General features: G+C 69.3%; 21 protein-coding genes. 6 read left to right on the forward strand and 15 right to left on the reverse strand.

From position 1 onward, the window contains the following. Window positions 1-16: 16 nt before the first annotated feature. The 9 genes from AC07O4_RS26750 to argE form a co-directional block, all read right to left on the reverse strand. Window positions 17-1,183: an acyl-CoA dehydrogenase family protein gene (locus tag AC07O4_RS26750; RefSeq protein WP_495306110.1), complete on the reverse strand. Its 1,167-nt coding sequence runs from the start codon at window positions 1,181-1,183 to the stop codon at window positions 17-19. A gap of 5 nt (window positions 1,184-1,188) precedes the next feature. Next, entirely contained in the window at window positions 1,189-2,349 is a 1,161-nt protein-coding gene (locus tag AC07O4_RS26755; protein ID WP_062472787.1) for an acyl-CoA dehydrogenase family protein, read from the reverse strand. A gap of 24 nt (window positions 2,350-2,373) precedes the next feature. Beyond that, the gene (locus tag AC07O4_RS26760) at window positions 2,374-3,270 is read right to left on the reverse strand and encodes an SDR family oxidoreductase (protein WP_495306111.1); all 897 of its coding nucleotides are present in this window, start codon (window positions 3,268-3,270) and stop codon (window positions 2,374-2,376) included. Window positions 3,271-3,301: 31 nt separating this feature from the next. Continuing rightward, window positions 3,302-5,251: an acetyl/propionyl/methylcrotonyl-CoA carboxylase subunit alpha gene (locus AC07O4_RS26765; protein WP_495306112.1), complete on the reverse strand. Its 1,950-nt coding sequence runs from the start codon at window positions 5,249-5,251 to the stop codon at window positions 3,302-3,304. After that, on the reverse strand, window positions 5,248-6,858 hold the full coding sequence (locus AC07O4_RS26770) for an acyl-CoA carboxylase subunit beta (RefSeq protein ID WP_495306113.1): 1,611 nt from the start codon (window positions 6,856-6,858) through the stop codon (window positions 5,248-5,250). Before AC07O4_RS26770 ends, AC07O4_RS26765 begins: the two co-directional genes overlap by 4 nt. Before the next feature lie 73 nt (window positions 6,859-6,931). Beyond that, window positions 6,932-7,708, reverse strand: coding sequence for an MHYT domain-containing protein (locus AC07O4_RS26775; protein ID WP_062472795.1), 777 nt, complete (start codon window positions 7,706-7,708; stop codon window positions 6,932-6,934). A 118-nt stretch (window positions 7,709-7,826) separates the two neighbouring features. After that, on the reverse strand, window positions 7,827-9,485 hold the full coding sequence (locus tag AC07O4_RS26780; RefSeq protein WP_495306114.1) for a Vgb family protein: 1,659 nt from the start codon (window positions 9,483-9,485) through the stop codon (window positions 7,827-7,829). A gap of 142 nt (window positions 9,486-9,627) precedes the next feature. Further along, window positions 9,628-10,851, reverse strand: a complete 1,224-nt coding sequence (locus AC07O4_RS26785; RefSeq protein ID WP_447740323.1) for a DUF445 domain-containing protein — start codon at window positions 10,849-10,851, stop codon at window positions 9,628-9,630. Between the two features lie 28 nt (window positions 10,852-10,879). Continuing rightward, a complete protein-coding gene (gene argE / locus AC07O4_RS26790; protein WP_495306115.1) occupies window positions 10,880-12,046 on the reverse strand; it encodes an acetylornithine deacetylase in 1,167 nt (388 codons plus the stop codon). A gap of 110 nt (window positions 12,047-12,156) precedes the next feature. Between argE and AC07O4_RS26795 the strand changes: the two genes are divergently transcribed. From AC07O4_RS26795 to AC07O4_RS26805, 3 genes are read left to right on the forward strand one after another with little or no spacing between them, the layout of a single operon-like run. Continuing rightward, the gene (locus tag AC07O4_RS26795) at window positions 12,157-13,350 is read left to right on the forward strand and encodes a glycerophosphodiester phosphodiesterase (protein WP_139703937.1); all 1,194 of its coding nucleotides are present in this window, start codon (window positions 12,157-12,159) and stop codon (window positions 13,348-13,350) included. Window positions 13,351-13,405: 55 nt separating this feature from the next. Continuing rightward, entirely contained in the window at window positions 13,406-14,614 is a 1,209-nt protein-coding gene (locus tag AC07O4_RS26800; protein WP_369645023.1) for a M20 aminoacylase family protein, read from the forward strand. Next, complete coding sequence (locus tag AC07O4_RS26805; RefSeq protein ID WP_495306116.1) at window positions 14,611-15,705, forward strand: M14 family metallopeptidase; 1,095 nt, start codon at window positions 14,611-14,613, stop codon at window positions 15,703-15,705. Before AC07O4_RS26800 ends, AC07O4_RS26805 begins: the two co-directional genes overlap by 4 nt. A 15-nt stretch (window positions 15,706-15,720) precedes the next feature. Here the strand turns inward: AC07O4_RS26805 and AC07O4_RS26810 are convergent, their stop codons facing one another. After that, a complete protein-coding gene (locus tag AC07O4_RS26810; RefSeq protein WP_082818036.1) occupies window positions 15,721-16,854 on the reverse strand; it encodes an ABC transporter substrate-binding protein in 1,134 nt (377 codons plus the stop codon). 58 nt (window positions 16,855-16,912) lie between these two features. On the opposite strand from AC07O4_RS26810, the gene AC07O4_RS26815 reads away from it, so the two are divergent. The 3 genes from AC07O4_RS26815 to AC07O4_RS26825 are packed head-to-tail and all read left to right on the forward strand — an operon-like array spanning window position 16,913 to window position 20,419. Beyond that, window positions 16,913-18,973, forward strand: coding sequence for a molybdopterin-containing oxidoreductase family protein (locus AC07O4_RS26815; RefSeq protein WP_495306117.1), 2,061 nt, complete (start codon window positions 16,913-16,915; stop codon window positions 18,971-18,973). Then, the gene (locus tag AC07O4_RS26820; RefSeq protein ID WP_495273263.1) at window positions 18,973-20,112 is read left to right on the forward strand and encodes an aminopeptidase; all 1,140 of its coding nucleotides are present in this window, start codon (window positions 18,973-18,975) and stop codon (window positions 20,110-20,112) included. The genes AC07O4_RS26815 and AC07O4_RS26820 overlap by 1 nt, the downstream gene beginning before the upstream one ends. Further along, window positions 20,105-20,419 (forward strand): polyhydroxyalkanoic acid system family protein, encoded by a 315-nt coding sequence (locus AC07O4_RS26825; protein WP_095743253.1) that lies wholly within the window; start codon window positions 20,105-20,107, stop codon window positions 20,417-20,419. The genes AC07O4_RS26820 and AC07O4_RS26825 overlap by 8 nt, the downstream gene beginning before the upstream one ends. A gap of 15 nt (window positions 20,420-20,434) precedes the next feature. Here the strand turns inward: AC07O4_RS26825 and AC07O4_RS26830 are convergent, their stop codons facing one another. From AC07O4_RS26830 to AC07O4_RS26850, 5 genes are all read right to left on the reverse strand, one after another. Then, on the reverse strand, window positions 20,435-21,172 hold the full coding sequence (locus AC07O4_RS26830; RefSeq protein WP_495306118.1) for an SDR family oxidoreductase: 738 nt from the start codon (window positions 21,170-21,172) through the stop codon (window positions 20,435-20,437). A 296-nt stretch (window positions 21,173-21,468) separates the two neighbouring features. Beyond that, window positions 21,469-22,995: an FGGY-family carbohydrate kinase gene (locus tag AC07O4_RS26835; protein WP_495306119.1), complete on the reverse strand. Its 1,527-nt coding sequence runs from the start codon at window positions 22,993-22,995 to the stop codon at window positions 21,469-21,471. Further along, a complete protein-coding gene (locus AC07O4_RS26840; RefSeq protein WP_390347212.1) occupies window positions 22,992-24,137 on the reverse strand; it encodes an alcohol dehydrogenase catalytic domain-containing protein in 1,146 nt (381 codons plus the stop codon). The genes AC07O4_RS26835 and AC07O4_RS26840 overlap by 4 nt, the downstream gene beginning before the upstream one ends. A gap of 43 nt (window positions 24,138-24,180) precedes the next feature. Then, the gene (locus AC07O4_RS26845) at window positions 24,181-25,161 is read right to left on the reverse strand and encodes an ABC transporter permease (protein WP_495306120.1); all 981 of its coding nucleotides are present in this window, start codon (window positions 25,159-25,161) and stop codon (window positions 24,181-24,183) included. Then, window positions 25,158-26,675, reverse strand: a complete 1,518-nt coding sequence (locus tag AC07O4_RS26850; RefSeq protein ID WP_495306152.1) for a sugar ABC transporter ATP-binding protein — start codon at window positions 26,673-26,675, stop codon at window positions 25,158-25,160. Before AC07O4_RS26850 ends, AC07O4_RS26845 begins: the two co-directional genes overlap by 4 nt. Window positions 26,676-26,706: the final 31 nt, after the last annotated feature.

Raw genomic sequence — 26,706 nt, forward strand, 5'->3', positions numbered from 1 at the left:
AAGGTCGGCGCCGCCGCTACACCCACCCGAGTTGGCGCGCCGCCAGCTCCTTCATGATCTCCTCGGCCCCGCCGCCGATCATCATCACCTTGACCTCGCGGTAGACGCGCTCGCTCACCGTGCCACGCATGAAGCCCATGCCGCCGAGGATCTGCACCGCCTGGTCGGCGCAGAACTGCATGGTCTGCGTGGCGTGGTTCTTGAGCAGGCAGACTTGCGCCACCCACTCGGGCGCGTTGATGCGGCCCGCCGCCTCGTGCGCGTCGCCCTCGGCAGACACGGCCTCGAGCCAGGCCTCGGTCGAGGCGATGCGCATCTGCATGTCGACCAGCTTGTGGCGCACGGCCTGGTGTTCGATGAGCGCGGCGCCGAAGGTCTTGCGCTCGCGCGACCAGGCCCGCGCCTCGTCGAGACAGGCCTGCGCGAAGCCCAGCGCACCGGCCGCCAGCCCGACGCGCTCGCCGTTGAAGTTGCCCATGACCATGCGAAAACCCGCGCCCTCGTCGCCGAGCAGGTAGCGCGCGGGCACGCGCACGTTGTCGAAGTGCAGCGTGGCGGTGTCGGAGCACAGCCAGCCCATCTTCGCGAGCCGGATGCGCGAAAGGCCGGGCGCGTCGCCCGGCACCAGCAGCATCGAGAGCCCGCCCGCGCCGCGGCCTTCGCCGGTGCGCACGGCCACAGTGATCCAGTCGGCGCGCATGCCCGAGGTGATGAAGGTCTTCTCGCCGTTGAGCACGTAGTGGTCGCCGTCGCGCTTGGCCGTCGTGCGCACCGCGGCCACGTCGGAGCCGCCGCCGGGTTCGGTGATCGCGAGCGCGGCAATCTTTTCGCCGCGCAGCACGGCGGGCACGACCTCGTGGCGCACCGCGTCACTCGCGTGCAGCACCACGGGCGGCAGGCCGATGTTGTGCGAGAACAGACTCGCGAGCACGCCGCCGCTCTGGCCGTGGCGCGCGAGCGCGACCCACGCCGGCAGCTTCAGCGCATACGAGGCGGGCGTGCCGCCGAGTGCTTCCGGGTAGCCCAGGCCCAGCAGGCCCAGTTCGGCCGCGCGGGCGTACAGCGCGCGCGGGAATTCGCCGGCCTCGTCCCAGGCCTGCACGTTCGGTGCGATCTCGGTCTGGGCGAAGCGGCGCACCGTGTCGGCGAGCGCCGCACGGTCGGCCTGCAGTTCCGCGTCCATGTCGCTCAGCCGCGCGGCGGGCGCTTGGCGATGCCCATGGTCTTGGCGAGGATGCCGAGCATCACCTCGTCGGCGCCGCCGCCGATGGAGCCCAGGCGGCCGTCGCGGTACAGGCGCGAGACGCGGTTCTCCAGCGTGAAGCCCATGCCGCCCCAGAACTGCAGGCAGGTGTCGGCCACCTGGCGCGTGAGGCGGCCGGTCTTGAGCTTGGCCATCGAGGCGAGTTCGAGCACGTCCTCGCCCTTCACATGCAGGTCGCAGGCGCGGTAGGTGAGGGCGCGCAGCGCTTCCACCTCGGTCTTGAGCTCGGCCAGCTTGAACTGCACCCACTGCTGGTCGGCCAGCGTGGCGCCGAACATCTGGCGCTGCTGCGCCCATTCGATGGTCTGCGTGATGCAGTCGTCCATCGGCGCGAGCGAACTGGCCGCGCACCACAGGCGCTCTTCCTGGAACTGCTGCATCTGGTAGACGAAGCCCTGGCCTTCCTCGCCGATGCGGTAGCGCTGCGGCACGCGCACGTTGTCGAAGTAGATGAGGCCGGTGTCGCTCGAGTCCATGCCGATCTTGCGGATCTTCTTGGCCTTCTCGATGCCGGGCAGGTTCATCGGCACCATCACGAGCGACTTGTTGCGGTGCACCGGGCCTTCGCTGGTGTTGACCAGCATGCACATCCAGTCGGCCTGCAGGCTGTTGGTGATCCACATCTTCTGGCCGGTGATGAGGTAGTCGTCGCCGTCCTTCTTCGCGTAGGTCTTCAGGCCCGCCACGTCGCTGCCCGCGCCGGGTTCGCTCACGCCGATGCAGCCGACCGTGTCGCCCGCGATGGCGGGCACCAGGAACTCGCGGCGCAGTTCGTCGCTGCCGAAGCGCGCGAGCGCGGGCGTGCACATGTCGGTCTGCACGCCGATGGCCATCGGCACGCCGCCGCAGCTGATGTGGCCCAGCCCCTCGGCGAAGGCCATCGCAAACGAGTAGTCGAGCCCGGCGCCGCCGAAGGCCTCGGGCTTGTTCAGGCCCAGCAGGCCGAGGTTGCCGAGCTTCTTGAAGACCTCGTGCGCGGGAAAGATCTCGGCCTCTTCCCATTCGTCGACGCGGGGGTTGATCTCCTCGTCGATGAACCGGCGCAGGGTGTTCTGCATCTCGAGGTGTTCATGGGTGTACTGCATCACTGGTCTCCGTTCGTTCGCTCGTTACTTGTCCTGGAACACGCGCGGTGTCTGCGCGAGGTGAAAGCCGTCGTAGGGCCGCACCGCGGGGCGCTGCTGCGCCTGCGCGTCGGGCAGCGCCATCGGCCAGCCCATGCGCGCCTGCGGGCGCGCGCCGTCCACGCGCAGCACGGTGCCGCTGATGAAGGCGGCGGCCGGGCCCAGCAGGAAGGCGATGGCGGCGGAGGTCTCGGCCTCGTTGCCGAAGCGGCCGGCCGGCACGGTCTTGCGCATGGCGCGCAGCATGTCGCCGGCCTCGGGCGGGTAGTGGTCCATGCCGCTGGAGGCGATGTAGCCCGGCGCCACGGCGTTCACGCGCACGCCGCTCACGGCCCATTCGGCGGCGGCGGTCTCGGTGAAGCTCACCATGCCGGCGCGCGCGGCGCCGCTGTGGCCCATGTTCGGCATCGACCCCCAGATGTCGGCCACGATGTTGACGATGGCGCCGCCGTTCGCCAGCATGCTCTGCAGGTAGCACTCGCGCGCCACGAGGAAGCCGCCCGTGAGGTTGGTGTGGATCACCGCCTCCCAGCCCTTGGCCGAGATGGCGGACAGCGGCGTGATGTACTGGCCGCCCGCGTTGTTGACTAGCCCGTCGATGCGCCCGTGCGCCGCGACGATGGCCTTCACGGCCTCGCGCACGGCGTCTTCCTGGCGGATGTCGAAGGCCTGCGTGCTGGCGTTGCCGCCGGCGGCCTCGATCTCGGCGCGCACTGCGTCGAGCTTCTCGGGCTTGCGGCCGACCAGCACCACGTGGGCGCCGAGCGAGGCCAGTTCGTGCGCGGTGCAGCGGCCGATGCCCGAGCCGCCGCCGGTGACGACGATGCATTGCCCGGCGAACAGGCCGGGCGCGAAGACGGAGCGGTAGTGGGATGCGTTCATTCGACAGGTTCTCGAAAAAGGGGAGGGGCCTTCAGGCCTCGGCGATCTCGGCCACGATGTGGCGCGCGGCCACCTGCGTGCCCACGGCCACATGCAGCGCCGCGACGCGGCCCGCGCGCGGTGCGCAGTGCACGTGTTCCATCTTCATGGCTTCGAGCGTGACCAGTGGCTGGCCTGCCGAGACGGTGTCGCCCTCGGCGGCCAGCAGCGCGACCACGCGGCCGTTCATCGACGCGCGCAGCAGGCCGTCGCCGCCGCCCGCGTCGGCGCGCGGAACGGCCACGTGCGTGAGGTCGTCGAGGCGGTGGGCGCGGCCGTCGAAGTGGACGTCCGTGCGTTCGCCGCGCCGCACGACCCATGCCTGCGCGGCCACGCCGTTGCAGGCGAAGCGCACCGGGCCGTTGTCCGGCAACGCCAGCAGCGCGAGCGTGGCCGGCGCGGCGTCGTCCAGCACGACCTCGAAGTGCGCGGCGCCGCGCGGCGTCACGCGCGCCGTGTGCACGGCTCCGTCGAGCGCAAAGCGCAAGGCGTTGGGCAGCGTGTGCGCCAGCGGCGAGGGCCAGCCGCGCGCGCCGGTCTGCAGCAGCAGGGCCGCGAGCAGGGCGGTGCGTGTGTCGCTCGCGGTGTCGGCGGCCAGCAGCGCGTCGAGGTGGTCGCCGATGAAGGCGGTGGTCGCACCGCCGCCCGCGAACACCGGGTGCGCGAGCGCGCGCTGCAGCAATGCCTGGTTGGTCGGCAGGCCCAGTGCGACCGTGTCGCGCAGGCCCGCCAGCAGCCGCTGCCGAGCTTCGTCGCGCGTGCGGCCCGAGGCGATGAGCTTGGCGATCATCGAGTCGTAGAAGGGCGGCACTTCGGCGCCGTCGCGCAATGCGTGTTCGGTGCGCAGCGCGGGCGATGGGCGCCACGCCGTGAGCGTGCCGCTTTGCGGGAGGAATCCCTGCTGCGGGTCTTCGGCGCACAGGCGCACTTCGATCGCATGGCCGGTGATGCGCACGTCGTCCTGCGTCAGCGGCAGCGGCTCACCGGCCGCCACGCGCAGCTGCAACTCGACGAGGTCCAGGCCCGTCACCGCTTCGGTCACAGGGTGCTCCACCTGCAGCCGCGTGTTCATTTCCATGAACCAGTACTGGCCCTGCGCGTCGAGCAGAAACTCGAGCGTGCCCGCGCCTTCATAGGCGATGGCCTTGGCGGCGGCCACGGCGGTGGCGCCCATGCGCGCGCGCAGCGCGGCATCGACGGCGGGCGAGGGCGCTTCCTCGATCACCTTCTGGTGGCGCCGCTGCACCGAGCAGTCGCGCTCGCCGAGGTGGATCGCGTGGCCGTGGCGGTCGGCAAACACCTGGATCTCGATGTGGCGCGGCGCGACGATGGCGCGCTCCAGGATCACGGTGGCGTCGCCGAAGGCATGCAGCGCCTCGGACTGCGCGCTCTGCAATTGCTCGGCAAAGGCGCCGGCCGAGGCCACGAGCCGCATGCCGCGCCCGCCGCCGCCGGCCGTGGCCTTGATCATCACGGGCCAGCCGATGCGTTCGGCCTCGGCGGCCAGCATGGCGGTGCTTTGATCGTCGCCCTGGTAGCCGGGAATGCACGGCACGCCGGCCGCCTGCATCAGCCGCTTGGCGCCGGCCTTGTCGCCCATCGCGACGATGGCCTCGGGCGACGGACCGATGAAGACCAGCCCTGCGTCGCGGCAGGCCTGCGCGAAGGCCGCGTTCTCGGCCAGGAAGCCGTAGCCCGGATGCACCGCGTCGGCGCCGCTGGCGCGGGCCGCGGCAACGATCGCGTTGATGTTCAGATAGCTCTGCGCGGGCAGCGGCTCGCCGATGCACACGGCCTCGTCGGCCTGGCGCACGTGCTCGGCGTCTGCGTCGGCGCGCGAGTACACCGCGACCGTGCGGTAGCCCATGGCGCGCGCGGTGCGCATCACGCGCACGGCGATCTCGCCGCGGTTGGCGATCAGGATCTTGTGAAAGGTGCTCATGGCCGTGCCACCGAAAACTGCATGGGTTGCGGGGCGCGTGCCTCGGCGTCGCGGCAGATCGACAGCGCCTCGGCGAGCACAGCGCGCGTGTCGCGCGGGTCGATCACGCCGTCGTCCAGCAGCAGCGCGCTGGTGGTGAAGACGCTCATCTGGCGCTCGAAGCGCTCGACGATCTGGCGCTGCATCGCGTCGATCTTGTCGCGGTCGACAGCGCCCTTGCGGGCCATGCCGGCCTCCATCACGATGGCCATGGTCTGCGCGGCCTGCTCGCCGCCCATCACGGCGGTGCGTGCGTTGGGCCAGCTGAAGCAGAAGCGCGGCGCGAAGCCGCGCCCGCACATGCCGTAGTTGCCCGCGCCGTACGAGGCGCCGCAGTGCAGCGTGATCTGCGGCACGTTGGCGCTGGTCACGGCCTGGATCATCTTGGCGCCGTGCTTGATGATGCCGGCCTCCTCGTGCGCGCGGCCCACCATGTAGCCCGTGATGTTCTGCAGGTAGACGATGGGCGTGCGCGACTGGCAGCAGGCCTGGATGAAGTGCGTGGCCTTGGTGGCGCCGTCGGAATCGATGGGGCCGTTGTTGGTGATGATGCCCACCGCATGGCCTTCCAGGCGGATGTGGCCGCAGACGGTGGCGCTGCCGTAGTGCTCGCTGAAGGCCAGGAACTCGGAGCCGTCGGCGATGCGCGCGATGACCTCGCGCATGTCCACCGGCCGGCGGCCGTCGGCGGGCATCAGGCCCATCAGCTCCTCGGCGTCGTGGCGCGGCGGTGCGAAGGTGCGCGGCGCCTCGTCGCGCGCCCAGTCGATGCCGCCGAGGATGGCGCGCGCGATGCGCAGTGCGTCGCGGTCGTCCTCGGCCAGGTAGTCGCCCAGGCCCGAGATGTGGGTGTGCATGACGGCGCCGCCCAGTTCTTCCTCGGTGGCGATCTCTCCGGTGGCGGCCTTCAGCAGCGGCGGCCCGGCCAGGAAGGCCCGGGTGCGGTCGCGCACCATCACGATGTAGTCCGACAGGCCCGTCTGGTAGGCGCCGCCCGCGGTCGAGGAGCCGTGCGTCACCGTCACCACCGGCAGGCCCGCGGCCGAGAGCCGCGCGAGGTTGCGGAAGATGTTGCCGCCGCGCACGAAGTCCTGCACGCGGTACTGCATGAGGTTGGCGCCGGCGCTTTCCACCAACTGGATGAAGGGCAGCTTGTTCTCCAGCGCGATCTCGTGCAGGCGCAGCTGCTTGTCCAGGCCCATGGGCTGCAGCGCGCCGGCGTCGATGCCGGAGTCGGAGGCGCTGATCATGCAGCGCACGCCGGCCACGCGCCCGATGCCGGCGATCAGACCGCCGCCGGGCACGCTTTTCGAAAGGTCGGGGTTGTCCTGGCCCAGGCCCGCCAGCGTGGCCAGCGGCAGGAAGGGCGCGCCGGTGTCCAGCAGCAGCGCGAGGCGTTCGCGCGGCAGCAGCTGGCCGCGCTTGGCGAAGCGCTCGGCCGAGGCGCTGGAGGCGGCCACGGCGCGGGCTTCGTGGGACCGGACCTGCTCCAGCAGCGAGAGCATGCTGGCGCGGTTGGCCTGGTAGGCGTCTCCGGCGGTGTGCAGCCGGGATTCGAGGAAGGGCATGGGGGTCTGTGCGGTGCGCGCGTGTCGTTTCGCACAGACTTTAGGAGGCGGGCCCCCGGCCCGCTTGCGCCAACTAGCTGGGGCGCACGCGCCGTTGTGCGGCGGGGGCGGCGTCGAGGCTGCTGCCCGTGACCACCCAATAGATGAAGATCAGCACCGCGCCGGCCGTGCCGAACACCGTGAGGCCCATGTAGCTGCCGCCCAGCGAGAGCGCGTCGACCGGGGCGGCCGCCGTGCAGATCATGCTGGCCGCGCTCATGCCCACGTAGTGCATGGTGCACACGGCCACGCCCATCACGGCGGCGGCGGCCACCTGGTGGCTCAGCTTGCGCAGGTTGAAGGCCAGCCACAGCGCCGCGGCGGCGGCCGTGATGGCGATGACCACCGACAGCGCGACCATGCTGAAGTCGAAGCTCATCGTGGCCCGCATGTTCATCGCGAACATGCCCATGTAGTGCATCACGCACACGCCCAGGCCCGCCAGCAGGCTGCCGGCCAGCCAGCCCGAGCGGCTGAACTTGGCGCGCCCGCCCGCCAGGTACAGCGCAATGCCCGAGATCAGGATGGCCGCCACCAGCGACACGATGGTCAGCGGCATGTTGTACGCGATGCCGAAGGGCAGCCGGTAGGCCAGCATGCCGATGAAGTGCATCGACCAGATGCCGATGCCCCCCAGCGCCACCGCGGCGCAGGCCACGATGGCCAGGTTGGGTTTGCCGTCGGCACCGACCATGCGCCCGGCACAGATCAGGGCCACCAGCGAGCCGAAGAAGGAAATGACGAACGAAAGCGCGACCAGCCCCAGGGAGTATTCGGGCGATAGCACTTGGCCTACGACGAGTGGAGTCATGCGATGTCCCTTCGGAAAGAGCGCTTCGCAGACCCCGACTGCCCTATGCGATCGGAACGCTGCGACGCGTCCCGACCAGTTTGTAATATGTGTTTATAAAAGTAAACAGAAACTTGTACTAATTGTTACCTTGAATGACAGGCCGAATTCGATAGATCGAATTGTTCCTGTCGGCCGCCACGTAGACCGTGCCGTCGCGCCCCACGGCCACGCCCGTCACCACGTACGGCGGGGGCAGGCCGGGCCCGGCGGCCAGGCCGATGGGCAGGTTCTCGGCGACGGTGCGGCGGGTGCCGGTGGCCGGGTCGATCTCGACCAGCCGGCGCGCCGCGCTCTCGGCCACGATGAAGCTGCCCCACGGCGTCTGGGCCAGGCCCTCGGGCAGCGCCAGCCCGTCGGCCACGGTGCGCAGCGGCGCGCTGGCGTCCAGCGGAATGCGCAGCAGCTTGCCGGCCGCCTCGGTCACGTAGAGCGCACCGTCCTGGCCGACCACCAGTTGCACCGGGCCGTTCAGCCCGCTAGCCAGCACTGACTTCTCTGCAAACTTCGGTCCGCTGGCGCGCGTGATGCTGCCGGTGGCGAGTTCGGCGTAGATCACGCTGCCGTCGGGCATGGGCAGCGCGTCGAACGGGGCCTTCAGGCCGTGGATCGTTTCGACCGTCTTCAGGGTCTGTCGGTCGACCAGCTGCACCGAGCCCGTGAACCACGAGGTGAGCGCGAACAGCCTGGGCGACAGCCCGACCGCGAAGGGGTAGTCGAGCTCGGGGTCGCGCTGCATGCGGAACACGTCGCGCACCTCGCCGGTGCGCACGTCGACCTGCCGGAAGCCGAAGACGTCGGCCACCCACAGGTCGTTGCCGTCGATCTTCAGGCCCGCGGGCACCGCCACCTTGCCGCTGGTGAGCGTGCGCAGCTCGCCGGTGGCGGGGTTGAAGGCCTGCACCTCGTTGTTGGCCATGTTCGAGACGTAGATGGTCCCGTCCGGAGCGATGGCCAGGTTGTCGAGCGACGGGCGCAGCTGCTTGGCCACGGTCTTCTTGCCGCTCGCAAGATCGACCTTCACCAGTTCGCCGCTGCGCGCATCGACCACCCACAGGTTGCCCTTGCCGTCGAGGTTGGCGGCGGCGGGGATCTTGAAGCCGTCGGCGATCACGGTCAGATTGCCGTTCGCCGGGTCGATCTTCACGACCTGGCCCTTGAACCACAGCGGGCCGTAGAGCAGGCCGTCGGGCCCGACTTCGAAGCCGTTGAAACCGCCCATGTCCTTCTTGATGAGCCGGGGCGGCTGCTTGCCGTCGCGGTCGATTTCCCACAGCGCATCGCCCAGGAACACCTGCGAGGCGTAGAGCTTGCCGTTCTTGCGATCGAAATCGAGCGAGTTCAGGCCGGGCAGGTCCTTGGCGAGCACGCGCAGCGGCGCGCTGTCGTTCTCGCGGTAGCGCAGCATGCCCATGAGGTAGTTGGTCCAGGCCAGCTCGCCCTTCGGGCCGACCGCGATGTCGTCGGCCTGGCCTTCGGGCGCGTCGATCAGCACCTTGGCGGCGCCGGTCTGGCGGTCGACCTCCCACAGCGTGTTGCCGAGCACGGAGCCCGCCAGCAGCCGGCCCTTTGCATCGATGGCCAGGCCGTGCACGCCCGCGAAGGCCGACGGGGCCACGAGCACTTCGGGCGCGGCCCAGGCGGCGGGGCGCTTGGGCGGTGGCGACAGCGAACTGCAGGCGGCGAGCAGGGCGAGGGCGGCGGTCAGCGCGGCAGCGCGGATCGAGCGACGGGGCATAGCGATCTCCTCTGGGGTTGGCGTTGTGACGGATGCGGCAGTGCGCCCGCAGTCTAGGAGCCGGAGGAGGCCGCGCAGTCGCTCGCGGGACAAGACGCGGACTTTCGTCCGCTGCGGATAACCCGCAGCACCCGGTGATTGTTCAGCCGCGCAGCAGCTGCGTCGCCGTGTGGATCAGCAGCCCCACCAGCCCGCCTACCAGCGTGCCGTTGATGCGGATGAACTGCAGGTCGCGCCCGATGTGGCGCTCGAGCTCGTCGGTCATCTCGTGCGCGTTCCACTCGCCCACGCGCTCCTCGATGTAACGGCGGATGTCTTCCCGGTAGCGTTCGATGGCCGCCGGCGCGGCGGCTTCGAGCTGCTCGTTGATCCAGGCGCGGATGGCCGCGTCGTTCTGCAGCCGCTGACCCAGCGCGCCGGCCATGGTGGCGATGCGCTGGCGGATGGTCGAGTCGGGGCGCCCGAGGTCGTCGTGCAGCCAGCCCAGCAGCTCGCCCCACAGGCCGTGCAGGTAGTCGCCCAGCGCCGGGTGGGCGATGAGCTCGGCGCGGATCTGTTCGCCGCGCTGCTGGAACTCGGGGTCGAGCTTCAGGCGCACCACGAAGTCGTCCACGAAATGGTCGAAGCGCCGGCGCATCGGATGGTCGGGCTCGGCCGCCAGCTCGGCCAGCGTGCGCGCGATGGCGGCCACGATCTTGCGCGTGGCGAGCTTGGCCGCCACCTGGTCCAGGCCGACATAGCGCAGCGTCTTGATCTCGCGCGCGATGGCCTCGGTGATGTGCGCCTGCACCTCGTCGCCGTCGAGCAGCTCGGCCACCTGCTGTAGCACGTCGTCGAGCAGCGCCTGATGGCGCCCGTCGGCTGTGAGCGCATCGAGCGCCTGGCCGGTGAGGCGCGAGAGGTCGATCTTGGCCAGCCCGGCCGCCGCGGCGCGGCCCATGAAGTCGCGCACCCGTTCGTCGTCGAAGGCGGCCAGTCCGTAGCGCGTGGCGGCCACGCCCCATTCGCCGAGCCGCTCGCCGCTGGCGGGCCGGGCCAGCCATTCGGCGATGCGCCCCGCCGCATCGAACTGGCGCAGCTTGGCCAGCACCTGGGCGGTGCTCAGGAAGTTGTCGCAGATGAAGCCCGCGAGCTTGGCGCCGATGCGGTCCTTGTTGCTCGGGATGATCGCCGTGTGCGGGATCGGCAGGCCCAGCGGGTGGCGAAACAGCGCCACCACCGCGAACCAGTCGGCAATGGCGCCGACCATCGCGGCCTCGGCGAAGGCCGCCACGTAGCCCCAGGCCGGGTGCTGACCGTGCAGCGCGCTGGCCAGCGCATACAGCGCCGCCGCCGCGCACAGCAGGCCGAGCGCGACGCGTTTCATGCGTTGCAGTGCGCCGCTGCCGTGGTCTTCAGCCAATGGTGTGCGAGGTCGCGAGGCGCTCCATGAACAGCTCGCAGCGCGCGAGCTGCTCAAGACTCACGAACTCGTCGGGCTGGTGCGCCTGCTCGATGCTGCCGGGGCCGCACACCACGGTGGGGATGCCGGCGTTCTTGAACAGGCCCGCTTCGGTGCCGAAGGCCACCAGCGTGGTGCGGTCTTCGCTGGCCAGGCGCTGTGCGAGCAGCGTGACCGGGTCGCCGGCCGCGCCCAGGAAGCTCGGGATCTCGCAGATCGTTTCGAACTTGAAGCCGGCGTCGGGCGCCACCTTCTTCATGGCGGGCTCGATGCTCGCGGCGTACGCCAGCACGTCGGACTGCATGCGCCTGGCGTCGGCCGTGGGCAGGTCGCGGAATTCGTAGCGGAACTCGGCGTCGCGCGGCACCACGTTGTCGGCGATGCCGCCGTGGAACTGGCCCACGCTGGCGGTGCTGAAGGGCACGTCGAAGCCGTCGTAGCGCGGCTCGCTGCGCTCGAAGTCTTCGGCCATGTCGCGCACCTTGCCGATCACGCGCGCGGCCATCTCGATGGCGTTGACCGACTTCGGCGTGAGCGACGAATGCGCCTCCTTGCCGCGCACGCAGCACTTGTAGCGGTACACGCCCTTGTGCGCGATGGCCGGCACCATGCTGGTGGGCTCGCCCACGATGCAGGCCAGCGGCTTGATGCCGGCGTCGCGCATGTCGGCAATGAGTTCGCGCACGCCGAAGCAGCCGATCTCTTCTTCGTACGTGAAGGCGAAGTGCACGGCGAAGGGCGCGTCGCCCTCGAGTAAGCGCTGGGCATTGGCCAGCGCGATCGCGATGTAGCTCTTCATGTCGGCCGAGCCGCGGCCGTACAGGCGCTCGTTCTGCACCACGGCCGACAGCGGGTCGACGCTCCAGGCCTGGCCGTCCCAGGGCACCGTGTCGGTGTGGCCCGAGAGGATCACGCCGGCCGGCTTGCCCTCGCCCAGCGTGGCGAACAGGTTCGCCTTGGTGCGCTCGGCGTTGTAGGTGATGCGGCTCTTCACGCCGAGGGCCGCGAGGTGCGCCTGGGCGAAGTCGATCAGCTCGAGGTTGCTGTTTGCGCTCACCGTGTTCATGCGAACCAAGGTTTGCGCCATCAAGAGGCTCTGGGGAGAAAGCGTGTGCTGCATGCAACAGATTGTCCGGGAAGTTGAACGCCCGCGCAGATGGGTATCGGCGTTGTCACGCGCAGCGGGTAGCCTGCCTCCTCTTTTTTCTTTGTTTGGATGGAGAAGACAACATGCGCATGTCCCTGCAGATCACCCTGACCGCCGCGGCCGCCCTGAGCCTGGCCGCCTGTGGCACCACCGGCCCGGCGGCGAACAAGCTGCTCACGCTGGACGGCAACCCGCCGCTGGTCATCGCCCACCGCGGCGCCTCGGGCTACCTGCCGGAACAGACGCTGGAGTCGTACGCGCGCGCCATCGAACTGGGCGCCGACGTCATCGAGATGGACCTGGTCTCCACCAAGGACGGCGTGCTCATCGCCCGCCACGACCCCAACCTGGCGATCAGCACCGACGTGGCCAAGCACGCGCGTTTTGCCTCGCGCAAGAAGACCATTCAGGTCGACGGCGAGACCCAGACCGGCTGGTTCAGCAACGACTTCACGCTGGCCGAGATCAAGACCCTGGGCGGCATCTCGACCGACGCCGAGCGGCCGCAGGAATTCAACGGCAAGTTCAAGGTCGTGACCTTCCAGGAGATCATCGATTTCGCCAAGGCCAAGACGAAGGAAACCGGCCGCACCATCGCGATCTACCCGGAAACCAAGAACCCGACCTACTTCCGTGACCTGGGCATGCCCATGGAAGACAAGGTCATCGCCGCCATCAACGCCGCCGGCTGGAACAGCAAGACCGCGCCCATCTACGTGCAGTCGTTCGAGCCCGGCAGCCTCAAGTACATGAAGAGCAAGGGCCTGAACACCCGGCTCATCCAGCTGATCGACGGCGACGGCATCGACATGAAGACCGGCGCCATGACCTACGCCGTGCCGGTCGACCGCCCCTACGAGTGGACCAAGGCCGGCGACAAGCGCAACTTCGACGTCATGGTCACGCCCGCCGGGCTGGCCGAGATCAAGACCTACGCCGACGGCATCGGCCCCTGGAAGCGCTACATCGTGAGCGTCAAGGGCACCGTGGGCGCCGACGGCAAGGTGGTGGACGTCAACAAGGACGGCAAGATCAACGACGCCGACGCCACCTCGATGGCCCCCACCACGCTGATCGCCGACGCCCACAAGGCGGGCCTGTTCGTGCACCCCTTCACGTTCCGTAACGAGTCGCGCCGGCTCGCGTCCGACTACAACAAGGACGGCAAGAACGAATACGCGGTCTATTACAAGCTCGGCGTCGATGGCGTGTTCACCGACTTCACCGACACCGCGCTGGCCGCGCGCGCCGAGTACCTGAAGAGCATCGGCCGCTGAGGGTTTGCCCGGCACGGTCTTTGCGGCGCATTCCGCAAAGCCTAGACTGTGTCTTATGAAACTCATCGACTCGCTCGTCACGCAGGCGGCCGGCATCGCGGCCGTCCGGCGTGACCTTCATGCCCACCCTGAACTCTGTTTCGAAGAAGTCCGCACCGCCGACGTGGTGGCAGGCAAGCTCACCGAATGGGGCATTCCCATCCACCGCGGCCTGGGCACCACCGGCGTGGTCGGCATCGTCAAGAACGGCACCAGCAACCGCGCCGTCGGCCTGCGCGCCGACATGGACGCGCTGCCCGTCACCGAGCTCAACACCTTCGCCCATGCCAGCCAGCACCACGGCAAGATGCACGCCTGCGGCCACGACGGCCACACGGCGATGCTGCTCGCGGCGGCCCAGCACCTGGCCAAGCACCGCAACTTCGACGGCACCGTCTACCTGATCTTTCAGCCGGCCGAAGAGGGCGGCGGCGGCGCGCGCGAGATGATCAAGGAGGGCCTCTTCGAGCAGTTCCCCATGGACGCCGTCTTCGGCATGCACAACTGGCCCGGCATGAAGGCCGGCCAGTTCGCCGTGAGCCCCGGCCCGGTGATGGCCTCGGGCAACAAGTTCCATGTGAACGTGGTCGGCAAGGGCGGCCACGCGGCGCTGCCGCAGACCGGCATCGACCCGGTGCCGATCGCCTGCGAGATCGTGCAGGCCTTCCAGACCATCCTCACGCGCAAGATGAAGCCGACCGACTCGGCGGTGATCTCGGTCACCACCATCCACGCCGGCGAGACCAACAACGTGATCCCCGACAACTGCGAGCTGTCGGGCACCGTGCGCACCTTCTCGCTCGAGGTGCTCGACATGATCGAAGCCAAGATGAAGCAGATCAGCGAGCACATCTGCGCCGCGCACGACGCCACCTGCGAGTTCCGCTTCGAGCGCTACTACCCGCCGACCATCAACACCGAAGCCGAGGCCGACTTCGCGCGCCGCGTCATGGGTGGGATCGTCGGCCCCGAGAACGTGCTCAAGCAGGAGGCCGCCATGACCTCGGAAGACTTCGCCTTCATGCTGCAGGCCAAGCCCGGCGCCTACGCCTTCATCGGCAACGGCGACGGCTCGCACCGCGACGTGCACCACGGCGAAGGCCCGTGCACGCTGCACAACGCCAGCTACGACTTCAACGATGACCTCATTCCGCTGGGCGCGACCTGCTGGGTGCAGATCGCCGAGCAGTTCCTGAAGCCCGGCACCGGCGGCGCAGCGGCATGATCGGCATCGGCGAGGCCTTTTCGCCGCGCTACGCCCAGGCGCGCCAGAAGTTCCTGCAGGGCTGCGTCAGCGCCGGCCTCACGGTCGAGCCGCATGCGCACCCGCTCAAGGGCCGCGACGGCGAAGAGCTGTCGATGGACGTGGCGCTCGACGGCGACGCCAACGCCGAGCGGCTGCTGGTCGTCACCAGCGCCTGCCACGGCGTCGAAGGCCACTGCGGCAGCGGCGTGCAGGTGTTCGCGCTGCACGACGCCGAATGGCGCGAGAAGGCCAAGGCGCAGGGCGTGGCGGTGCTGTACGTGCATGCGCTGAACCCGCACGGCTTTTCGTACGGCCGCCGCGTGACGCACGAGAACGTCGACCTGAACCGCAACTTCCTCGACTTCTCGAAGCCCGTGCCGGTGAACGAGCCCTACGCGAAGCTGCACCCACTGCTGCTGCCCGACACCTGGCCGCCGACGCCGGACAACCAGGCCGCGATCGAGAAGTGGATCGACAAGCACGGCGCCACGGCCTATCAGGCGGCCGTGACCAGCGGCCAGTACCAGTTCGACGACGGCCTGTTCTTCGGCGGCAAGGCGCCCACCTGGAGCAACAAGACCATCCGCAGCGTGTTGCGCCGCCATGCGGGCCAAGCGAAGCGCCTGGCCTGGATCGACCTGCACACGGGCCTCGGCCCCAACGGCCTGGGCGAGCGCATCTTTGCCTGCCGCGACGACAAGGTCGCCTATGCCCGCGCCAACGCCTGGTGGGGCACGCCGGCGGCGCCCGTCACCTCGATCTACGACGGTTCCTCGACCTCGGCGCTGCTGCGCGGCCTGATGTGGGACGCCGTGTACGAAGAGTGCCCGCAGGCCGAGTACACCGGCATCGCGCTTGAATACGGCACGCTGCCGATGCTCGAAGTGACCGGTGCCCTGCGCGCCGACCACTGGCTGCACAAGCACCCGGACGCGCCGGCCGACCTGGCCGATGGCATCCGCGCGCGCATGGTGGAGGCGTTCTATACGGACTCCGACGCCTGGCGCGGCCAGATCGTGAGCCAGGCGCGGCAGGCGATGTTCCAGGCTGTGGACGGCCTTTCGGCCTGACAGCACCTCGGAAAACTACGTCCGCACCCGCCCATCCGCCGTCAGCATCGACAGCTCTACAAACTTCGAAGCCACGTGGCTCTTCGAAGAGAACGACACCTCGAAGCCGCCGAACTGCTGCCGCTCGATGCTTTCCAGCCCCGCGATCAGCCCGTCGCGCGTGCCCTTGCCGCCCGGTGCGCGGCGCAGGCCCTCGGTCAGCACCTTGGCGGCCAGGTAGCCTTCCATGCTCGAGAAATTGGCGCTCGCGCCGCCGCCCGCCTTACGCACCGCTTCGGTGAATTCACGGGCCAGCGCATTCGCCTGGTTGTAGGGCGAGGGCACCACCTGCGTGACCATCACGCCCGCCGCCTCCTTGCCCAGCTCGTCCGCCAGCGCCTGCGTGCCCACGAACGAGAGATTGAAGAACACGCCGCCGTAGCCCGCCTTGCGCATCTCGCGGATGAACGCCGCGCAGGCCTTGTAGGCACCGACCTGCACCACCGCCGCCGGCTGGCTCGCCATGATCGTCTTCACCGCCGCGGCCACGTCGGCCGAGTTGCGCTCCACCGTGGCCAGCGCCACGGGCTTGAGTTCCTGCTGGGCCAGCGCCAGCGTCACGCCGTCGAGGCCGGCCTTGCCGTAGGCGTCGTTCTGGTAGAAGACCGCGATCTTCTTCATGCCCAGGTGGGTGAGCTGTTTCACCATCAATGCCGTCTCGTCGTTGTACGAAGCGCGCAGATGAAACACGTTGCGGTGAAAAGGCTCGCGCAGCGACATCGCGCCCGTGAACGGCGCGATGAATGGCACCTTGTCCTTCACCGCCAGCGGCAGCGCGGCCAGGCTGGTCGGCGTGCCGATGTAGCCGAACAGCGCGAACACGTCCTCGCCGATCAGCTTCTGCGTGTTGGCCGCGCAGCGGTCGGGCTCGTAGCCGTCGTCCAGGTTCTTGATGACCACGTCGCGCTGGCCCGGCTGGGCGTTGTACTGGTCCAGGAACAGCTTGGCGCCCTGGTGGAACTGGATGCCCAGCTGCGCGGCCGGCCCCGTGAACGGCGCCGACTGGCCCAGCACCAGCGGCGTGTCGCCCTGCGCCCGGGCGATGCCGAAGCCGCCCAGCGTGGCGGCGGCCGCCGTGGCGATCGAAAAATGCCTGCGATTCAATTGCATCGTCATGGTGAAATCCTCCCTCTGCCCTGTGTGTTGATACTCAAATTAGACTTGTCCGATGGCCCACGCAACGGATTCCCTCCTCGACACGCCCGACGCCACCGCACCCTCCACGGTGCTGGGCGCCTGCCCGCACGATTGCCCCGACACCTGTGCGCTCGTCACCACCGTCAAGGACGGTGTGGCGGTGAAGCTGCAAGGCAACCCCGCCCACTCGCACACCGGCGGCGTGCTGTGCACCAAGGTGTCCCGGTACATCGAACGCAATGACCATGCCGAGCGGCTCGTGCAGCCCCTGAAACGCGTCGGTCCCAAGGGCAGCGGCCGCTTCGAGCCCGTCTCGTGGGAGACGGCATTGGACGATATCGCCGCGCATCTTCGGGGATTGCAGACTGAACCGGAAGCAATTCTCCCCTACAGCTATGCGGGCACCATGGGCTTGGTGCAGGGCGAATCGATGGACCGGCGCTTCTTCCACAAGCTGGGCGCCGCGCTGCTGGACCGCACCATCTGCTCCATGGCGGGCGGCGAAGCCATGGTCTACACGCTGGGCGCCAAGGTCGGCATGCGCATCGAGTTCTTTGCCGAGGCCAAGCTCATCCTCATCTGGGGCAGCAACTCCATCGCCAGCAACCTGCACTTCTGGCGCCACGCCCAGGCCGCCAAGCGCGCCGGCGCGCGGCTGGTGTGCATCGACCCGCGCAAGACCGAAACCGCCGACAAGTGCGACGAGCACATCGCGCTGCTGCCTGGCACCGACGCCGCCCTGGCGCTGGCGCTCATGCACGAACTCATCGTGCACGACTGGCTCGACCACGACTACATCGCCCACCACACGCTGGGCTGGGAGCAGCTGCGCGAGCGCGCGCTGCAGTGGCCGCCGTCGCGCGCGGCCGAGGTCTGCGGCATTCCCGAAGCACAGATCGTGGCGCTGGCCCAGGCCTACGGCACCACGAAGCCGGCCGCGATCCGCCTGAACTACGGCATGCAGCGCGTGCGCGGCGGCGGCAACGCGGCGCGCGCCATCGCCTGCCTGCCGTCGCTGGTCGGCGCCTGGCGCGACCGCGCGGGCGGCCTGCTGCTCAGCAGTTCGGGCCACTACCCGGTCGACCGCGCCGCGCTGCAGCGCCCCGACCTGCTGGCCGGGCGCAAGCCGCGCACCATCAACATGAGCACCATCGGCGACGCGCTGCTCGATACCGCCAAGCCCGTGAAAGCCGTCGTGGTCTACAACAGCAACCCGGTGGCGGTGGCGCCCGAGTCGGCCAAGGTGGTGGCGGGCTTCGCGCGCGAAGACCTCTTCACCGTGGTGCTGGAGCAGTTCCGCACCGACACCGCCGACTACGCCGATTACCTGCTGCCCGCCACCACGCAGCTCGAACACTGGGACATCCACTGCAGCTACGGTCACACCGACGTGCTGCTGAACCGCCCGGCCGTCGCGCCGCGCGGCGAGGCCCGCAGCAACGCCTGGGTGTTCCGCGAACTGGCGCACCGCCTGGGTTTCGACGAGCCCTGCTTTTCGGAGAGCGACGAGTCGCTGTGCCGCACCGCCTTCGCCGAGAAAGCGATCGACTTCGAGCAACTGCGCGCCCAAGGCTTCACCAGCCTGAAGCTGGCCGAGGCGCCGTTCGCCGAAGGCAGGTTCCCCACGCCTTCGGGCCGCTGCGAGTTCTTCAGCGAGCGCCTGCAGGCCATGGGCATGGACGGCCTGCCCAACCACGTGCCCAACTGGGAGCCGGCCGGCAGCTCGACCGAATTCCCGCTGGCCATGATCTCGCCGCCGGCGCGCAACTTCCTCAATTCGACTTTCGTCAACGTGACCAGCCTGCGCGCCATCGAGGTCGAGCCGCTGCTCGAGATCCACGCCGACGACGCCGCCGCGCGCGGCATCGAGGACGGCGCCACGGTGCGCGTGTTCAACCAGCGCGGCGAGCACCGCTGCCGCGCCGAGGTGTCGCGCCGCGCGCGCCAGGGCGTGGTGCACGGCATGGGCATCTGGTGGCGCAAGCTCGGCATGGACGGCACCAACGTCAACGAACTGACCAGCCAGCGCCTGACCGACATCGGCCGGGGCCCGACCTTCTACGACTGCCTGGTGCAGGTCGAAAAGGCGTGATGCGACGGCTGCGCGCGCCCGCGCTGGCATTGGCCGGCGCGCTTTTCCTAAGTGGCTGCGCCGACCTCGGCTACTACTGGCAATCGGCCAACGGCCACCTCGACATCCTGCGCGCGGCCAAGCCCGTGCCCGAATGGCTGGCCGATCCGGCCGTGGGGGCGCCGCTCAAGGCCAAGCTCGAGCTCGCCCAGCGCATCCGCCGTTTCGCGTCGAGCGAACTCGGCCTGCCCGACAACGCCAGCTACACCTCGTACGCCGACCTGCACCGTCCCGCCGCCGTGTGGAACGTGGTGGCCGCGCCGCCGTACTCGCTCACGCTCAAGAGTTGGTGCTTCCCGGTCGCGGGCTGCGTGGGCTACCGCGGCTACTACGACGAAGCCGCCGCGAAAACCGAGGCCGAGGCGCAGAAGACGAATGGCCTCGAAGTGGCCGTGTACCCCGTGCCGGCCTACTCCACACTGGGCTGGATGAACTGGGCCGGCGGCGATCCGCTGCTGTCCACCTTCATCGGCTACCCCGAGGGCGAGCTGGCGCGCCTCGTGTTCCACGAGCTGGCGCACCAGGTGCTCTATGTGCCGGGCGACACGGTGTTCAACGAGTCGTACGCCACGGCCGTCGAGCGCATCGGCGGCGCGATGTGGCTGCAGCGCGAGGCCGGTGAGGCGGCGCGCGCCGAGTACGCGCAGTTCAATGCACAGCGGCAGGACTTCCGTGCGCTGGCGCTCAACACGCGCCGCACGCTCACGCAGGTGTACGAGTCGCCCGAAGCCAAGGCGAAGGACTGGGCGAAGGTCGAGGCGCAGAAGCAGGCCGCCATGGCCGACTTCCGCGAGCGCTACACCGCGCTGAAGGCGGCATGGACCGGTCCGCGCCAGAACGCGTATGACGGCTGGGTGGCGCGCGCCAACAACGCGGCCTTCGGTGCGCAGGGCGCCTACGACGACCTGGTGCCGGGCTTCGAAGCGCTGTTCGAGCGCGAGGGCCGCGACTGGCCGCGCTTTTACACTGCGGTGCGGCGCATTGCCGCGCTGCCCACGACGGAAGAGCGCCGCAATGCGTTGCAGGCCGCCACGGGTATCCTGCACACCCACGCGCGCCAAGGCCGCACACACGACGACAACGGAGACCACGGTGCCTGACATCCAAATCGAACGCAACCACACGCTGGGCATTGCCGGCGCCCGCGAAGTCGCGCGCCAATGGGTGCATCAGGTCGAGCAGGACTACGGTCTCGAATGCACCTACACCGAGGGCACCGACTGCGACCGGGCCCAGTTCAGCCGCGCGGGCATCGACGGCACGGTGGAGGTCACGGCCGACACCTTCCGGCTCGAGGCGACGCTGGGTTTCCTGTTCAGCAGCTTCAGCGACCAGATCGAGCAGAAGATCTCGCGCAACCTCGACGCGCTGCTCGCCGAACCGCAGGGCGGCACCCGCTTCGCCTGAGGCGAAGGTTTTTCTTCAGGCGATGGTGTAGCCGCCATCGACCGGCAGCGCCACGCCGCTGACCATCGCCGCGCCGTCGGACAGCAGGAACAAGATTGGCGCGACCACTTCCTCGACCTGCGCGAAACGTCCCAGTGGAATGCTTTGGAGCGCCGCCGCGCTCTTGGCCGGGTCGGACCACGCCTGCTCGGCCATGGGCGTGAGCGTGACGGTCGGGTTCACGCTGTTCACGCGGATGCCGTGCGGCCCGAACTCGAGGCACAGCGCACGCGTGACGGCGTCCATCGCCGCCTTCGAGGCGCTGTAGCAAAGGTGCGCGTCGAGCGCGACCAGCGAGGCCTGGCTCGACACGTTGACGATGCTGCCGCGCACGCCGGCCGCGATCATGGCCCGGCCGCAGCGCGCGGCCACGAGCGCGGCGGCGCGTGCGTTGACGGCCATCACGGCGTCGAAGCTCCTGGCCTGCAGGTCGATGGCGCGCTCGATGCGTGTGGTGCCGGCGCAGTTCACTACGAGGTCGAACGCGGGCAGCGGGGCGAGCGCCTTTTCCAGTGCGGCGACGTCGGCCACGTCGAGTGCCAAGGGCGAGCAGCCGGACTCGGCCTGTAATGCTTCCAGCGCGTCGGCGTTGCGACCTACGGCTGTGACTTGTGCGCCTGAGTGGGCGAGCTGCGCTGCGACTGCGCGGCCGATGCCGCTGCTGGCGCCGGTCACGAGGGCGCGCTTGCCTGAAAAGTCGAAGGTAGGTGTCATGGTGTTCTGCTCATCAAAGGTTGTGGTTCAGGGCGCGTGCACAGGCCTCCGGGTACTTCCCTCCGCGAATGTCCCCCGGCCTGCGGCCTCCTCCTTGATTTCGCTGCGGGAAGCACCCAGTGTCCTGCGCACGGGAAGCGGCGCTGGTGTGCAGCTGCTCAACGACCGCACTGCCCACGCTCACGTCGATGCGGTGCCTTGCGCAGCGAAATCAAGGAGGAGGGGCGAAGCCCCGGGGGACATTCGCGGAGCAAGGTACCGCGTCGGCGGGAGCGTCGCCCTGAACGGCGAATGCGTCATCCCAACCGATGCATCGCATCACGCAACGCCGGGTACAGCGAGGTGTAGATCTCGAAGCGCTCCCGGTAGACCGCTTGTGCCGCAGGCTCGGGCCGCGCGCGTTCCACCAGCGTGACCCAGCCGCGTTCGGCGGTGGCCGCATCGACCAGCCCGGCGCCGAGCGCCGCGAGCATCGCCGCGCCGAGGGCGGCCTCGACCTCCTCCTCGATCGTGAACACGCGGTAGCCCGTGACGTCCGCCACGATCTGCATCCACAGATCGGAATGCGCGGCGCCGCCGACCACGATCAGGCGGTCGTCCAGCGGCTGGCCGCTGCGCCGGCCGGCCTCGATGTTGTGCTGCAGCGCGAAGCTCACGCCTTCGAGTACGGCGCGGTACAGGTGGGCGCGGCTGTGCGCGAGCGAGAGGCCGAGGAAGGCGCCCTTGGCCTGCGCGTCCCAGATCGGGCTGCGCTCGCCCATCAGGTAGGGCAGGAAGACGAGGCCGTCGGCGCCGGGCGGCACGTCGACCGCGCGGCGTTCGATGAGGGCGTGCGCGTCTTCGCCGGTGCGCGCGGCCTCGGCCATCTCGGCCTGGCAGAAGGTTTCGCGAAACCAGGTGACGGCCGCGCCGGCCGTGATCGCGCCGCCGAACACGTAGCTGCGGTCCGCGCCGCGGTACACGTGCGGCATGGTGATGAGCTGGTGGCGCGCGTCCACTGTCGGGCTCACGAAGCCCCAGCACATGCTGGTGCCGATCATCGCGACGTGGTCGCCGCTGCCGGTGACGCCCGCGCAGAAGGTGGCCACCGCCGCATCGACACCGCCAGCCATCAGCGGCATGCCTTCGCGCAAGCCCAGTTGCGCGGCCCACTCTGCAGTCAATGTGCCCACGACCTCGCTCGATTCGACGAGCCGCGGCGGCATCATGCGCGCCGGAATGCCGAGCATGTCGAGCGCCTGCGCCGACCAGCGCCGCCGCGCCGCGTCGTACACGCCGCCGATGTTGCCGGCCGAGCTGTGGTCGACCGCGAGCTGGCCCGTCAGCCGCCAGTTGATGTAGCTGTTGGGCGGCAGGAAGTGGTGCGTCTTCGCCCACACCTCGGGCCGGTGCTCGCGCAGCCACAGCATCTTGGTGAAGCCGTAGTAGCTGTCGACGCCGTTGCCCGTGATGGCCTGCAGCCGCGCCACGTCGACCGTTGCGTTCACCGCGTCGACCTCGGCGGTGGCGCGGCGGTCCATCCAGATGAGGCAGGGGTGCAGCGGGCGCATGGCCTCGTCGACCGGGATGCCCGCGCCGCCGTAGAGGCTGCTCACGCACATCGCGGCGATGTCTGTCGCGGCGATGCCGCTTTGCGCCACGCAGGCACGCACGCTCTCGCACACGGCGTCGAACCAGACCTCGCAGTCCTGCTGCGCCCACAGCGGCTTCGGCGTCTCGGGCTGGTAGGCCACGCTCGCCTGCGCGAGCACCTTGCCGTCGATGCCGACCAGCAGGCACTTGGTGCTCTGCGTGCCGATGTCGACGCCGATCACGTACGTCATGCCGCGCTGCCCGACGCCTGCGGTGCAGGCTTGAGCAGCACCTTGATCGAGTCGAGCGAGTTGGCCAGTGCGAAGGCGCGCTCCCATTCGGTCAGCGGGAAGTCGTGCGTCACGATGCCCTTCGAGGTGACGAGGCCGCGCGCCAGCAGGTCGATGGCGACCGGGTAGCAGTAGGGCCCCAGGTGCGCGCCGCGCACGTCGAGTTCCTTGCGGTCGCCGATGATCGACCAGTCGGCGCTCGTCTCCGAACCGAACACACTGAACTCGACGAAGCGGCCGAGCTTGCGGATCATGTCCAGGCCTTGCGTCACGCCGATGGGCGCGCCGGTGGTCTCGATGTACACGTCGCAGCCGTAGCCTTCGGTGAGGCCCTTGACGATGGCATCGGCGTTTTCGGTCTTCGGGTTGATGACGACGTCGGCGCCGTACTGCTTCGCGAGTGCCAGGCGCTCGGGCACGAGGTCGATCACGATCAGCTTCTTGGGCGTCTTGAGTGCTGCCACCTGCGTCATCATCAGGCCGAGTGGGCCGGCGCCGGCGATCACCACCACGTCGTCGAGCTGGAGTTCGCCGCGGTTCACCGTGTGGATCGCGCACGCCAGCGGCTCGATGATGGCCGCGTCTTCCAGTGAGATGCCGTCGGGGATCTTGTGCACGCGCGAGGTCGGCGGCAGGCGCATGTAGTCGGCCATGCCGCCATCGGCCACGACGCGCTGGAAGCCGAAGATGTGGTGCACTTCGCACATCCAGTACTTGCCGCTGGTGCAGAAGCGGCACTTGCCGCAGGGCACGATCTGCTCGGCGATCACGCGGTCGCCTTTCTCCACGCCGAAGTGCTCCGCCGCGCCTTCGCCCAGTGCCTCGACGTAGCCGAAGAATTCGTGGCCGGGAATGACCGGCGCCTTGACCCACGAGGGCTGGCCGTCGCCGCCCCAGAACATCTTCGCGCCCGAGTGGCACTTGCAGTCGGAGGCGCAGATGCCGCAGGCCGCGATGGAAATGAGCAGTTCGTTCGGGCCGATGGTGGGCATCGCGACGGTTTCGAGCCGGTAGTCCTTCGGGCCGTGGCACACGACGGCCTGCATGGCGGCGAGTTCGCCGATGGCGCCCGTGGCGCCGGGTTGGAGCTTTTGATACGACATGGATTCCTTGAGTCGAGGGAGGTACGGAGAAGTGGGGAAGAGATCAGCGACGGGCCTCACGGCTGATGAAGATGGCGAGCAAGACGATGCCGCCCTTGATGATCAGTTGCAGGTACGGCGACACGCCGATCATGTTGAGACCGTTGTTGAGCACGGCCAGCAGCAGCGCGCCGACCAGCGTGCCCACGATGGCGCCGCGGCCACCGGCGATGGACGTGCCGCCCATCACCACCGCCGCGATGGCGTCGAGCTCGAAGCCCACGCCCACGCCGGGCTGGCCGCTGGTGACGCGCGCGGCCTGCACGATGCCTGCGATGGCGGCCGTGAGGCCGCTGAGCACATACACCAGCAGCTTGTAGCGCGACACGCGCACGCCCGACAGCCGCGTGGCTTCCTCGTTGCCGCCGATGGCGTACACATAGCGGCCGAAGGGCGCCATGTTGAGCAGCACGTAGGCCACGAGGTAGGTCGCCAGCATGATGAGGATCGGCACCTTCAGGCCCGCGAGCGTGCCGCTGCCGAGGAAGGCGAACGACTCGGGCAGCCCGTCGATCGGGTAGCCGCCGGTGTAGATCAGGGCGATGCCGCGCGCGATGCCCATGGTGGCCAGCGTCACGATGATCGGCGGCATGCGCAGGTAGGCCACGCAGTAGCCGTTGAACAGGCCGATCACCGCACCCACGCCGAGCCCGAGCGGCACGGCGAGCACGGGCGGCAGGCCGAAGTGCACCATCAGCCCCGAGGCCAGCGTGCCCGACAGCGCCACCACCGCGCCCACCGAGAGGTCGATGCCGCCCGTGAGGATCGCGGCCGTCATGCCCACCGCGATGATCGCGTTGATGGACGACTGCAGCGCGATGTTCTGCAGGTTGCTCACCGAGAGAAAGTTGTCGGTCGCCACGATCATGAAGACCGAGATCGCGACCAGGCCGACCAGCGGCAGGAAGGCCGTCGAGCGGCGCAGCTGCGTGCAGAACCCGCCCGCGGGCACGGGCGGCGTGGGATGGGTGGTGGTGGCGGTCATGAGGGGCTCCCGGAGGAAGAGGGAAGGGAGGGAGAAGACGATGTCGCGTGGCGCATGATTTCGCCCGCGTTGATCGCGTCGCCCGTGAGCGTGGCCACGATGGCGCCGCCCGAGAACACCGCGACGCGGTCGCACAGGCCGACGATCTCGGGCAGCTCGCTGGAGATCATCAGGATCGACTTGCCCTGGCGCGTGAGTTCGCGCATCAGCTGGTAGATCTCGGCCTTGGCGCCCACGTCGATGCCGCGCGTGGGCTCGTCGAAGATCAGCACCTCGCAGTCGTGGCCGAGCCAGCGCGCGATCACCACCTTCTGCTGGTTGCCGCCCGACAGCGTGGCCACGCGGGTGTCGATGCCCGGTGCCTTCACGCCCACGCGGCGCGAGAGTTCGCCGGCTGTGCGCTTTTCAGAGGCCGTGTCGACCACGCCCGCGCGGCGGTGCCGCCCGAGGTTGTTCAACGAGATGTTGAAGCGGATCGTGAAGTCGGTGATCAGCCCTTCGACCTTGCGGCTTTCGGGCAGCAGGCCGATGCCGTGCGCGAGCGCCTGCGTCGGGTCGTCCAGGCGCACGCGCTGGCCGTTGCGCAGCACCGTCTTGCGGTGCGCGCGGTCGGCGCCCATCATGCCCAGCGCGAGTTCGGTGCGGCCCGACCCCACCAGCCCCGCGAAGCCGAGGATCTCGCCCGCGTGCAGGTCGAAGCGATTGACCGGGCCGTCCTTCACGAGCTGGATCTCGGGCACCTCGAGCACCTTGCGGCCGTTCGGTGCGGGCTGCGGCTTGGGCGGAAAGCTCTGTTCGATGCGCCGGCCCACCATCATCTCGACCAGCGCGTCCACGGTCGTGGCGGCCACGTCGGCGTGCCCGGCGTTGGCGCCGTCGCGCAGCACGCTGATGCGGTCGCAGACCTCGAAGATTTCATCGAGGTGGTGCGAGATGAAGATCATCGCCACGCCCTTGGCACGCAGCGCGCGCATCACCTTGAACAGGTGCTCGGCCTCGTTGGGCGTGAGCGTGGCGGTGGGTTCGTCGAGCACCAGCAGCCGTGCCTTCAGCGACAGCGCCTTGCCGATCTCGACGAACTGCTGCTGGGCCACCGAGAGCTGGCAGATCGGCACGCCGAGGTCGATCTGCACGCCCAGTTCGTCGAACACCGCGCGGGCCTCGCGCTGCATCGCCGCCTGGTCCATGAGGCCGAAGCGGTTCGTGCGGTAGCGGCCCAGGAAGATGTTCTCCACCGCGTTCAAGTACGGCACCAGGCTGAACTCCTGGAAGATGATGCCGATGCCCGCCGCGATGGCGTCGCCGTAGCCGGCGAAGTGGCACTCGGTGCCGTCGATGACGATGCGGCCCTCGTCGGCCTGGTGGATGCCGCCGAGGATCTTCATCAGCGTCGACTTGCCCGCGCCGTTCTCGCCGAGCAGCGCGTGCACCTCGCCCTGGCGCACCGAGAGGTCGATGTTCGACAGGGCCTTCACGCCCGGGAAGCGCTTGGACACGCCTTCCAGCCGCAGCATCTCCCGGGGTGGTTCGTACGTGACGGTCACG

This window comes from Variovorax sp. GW821-FHT09D04 (genome assembly GCF_059416405.1).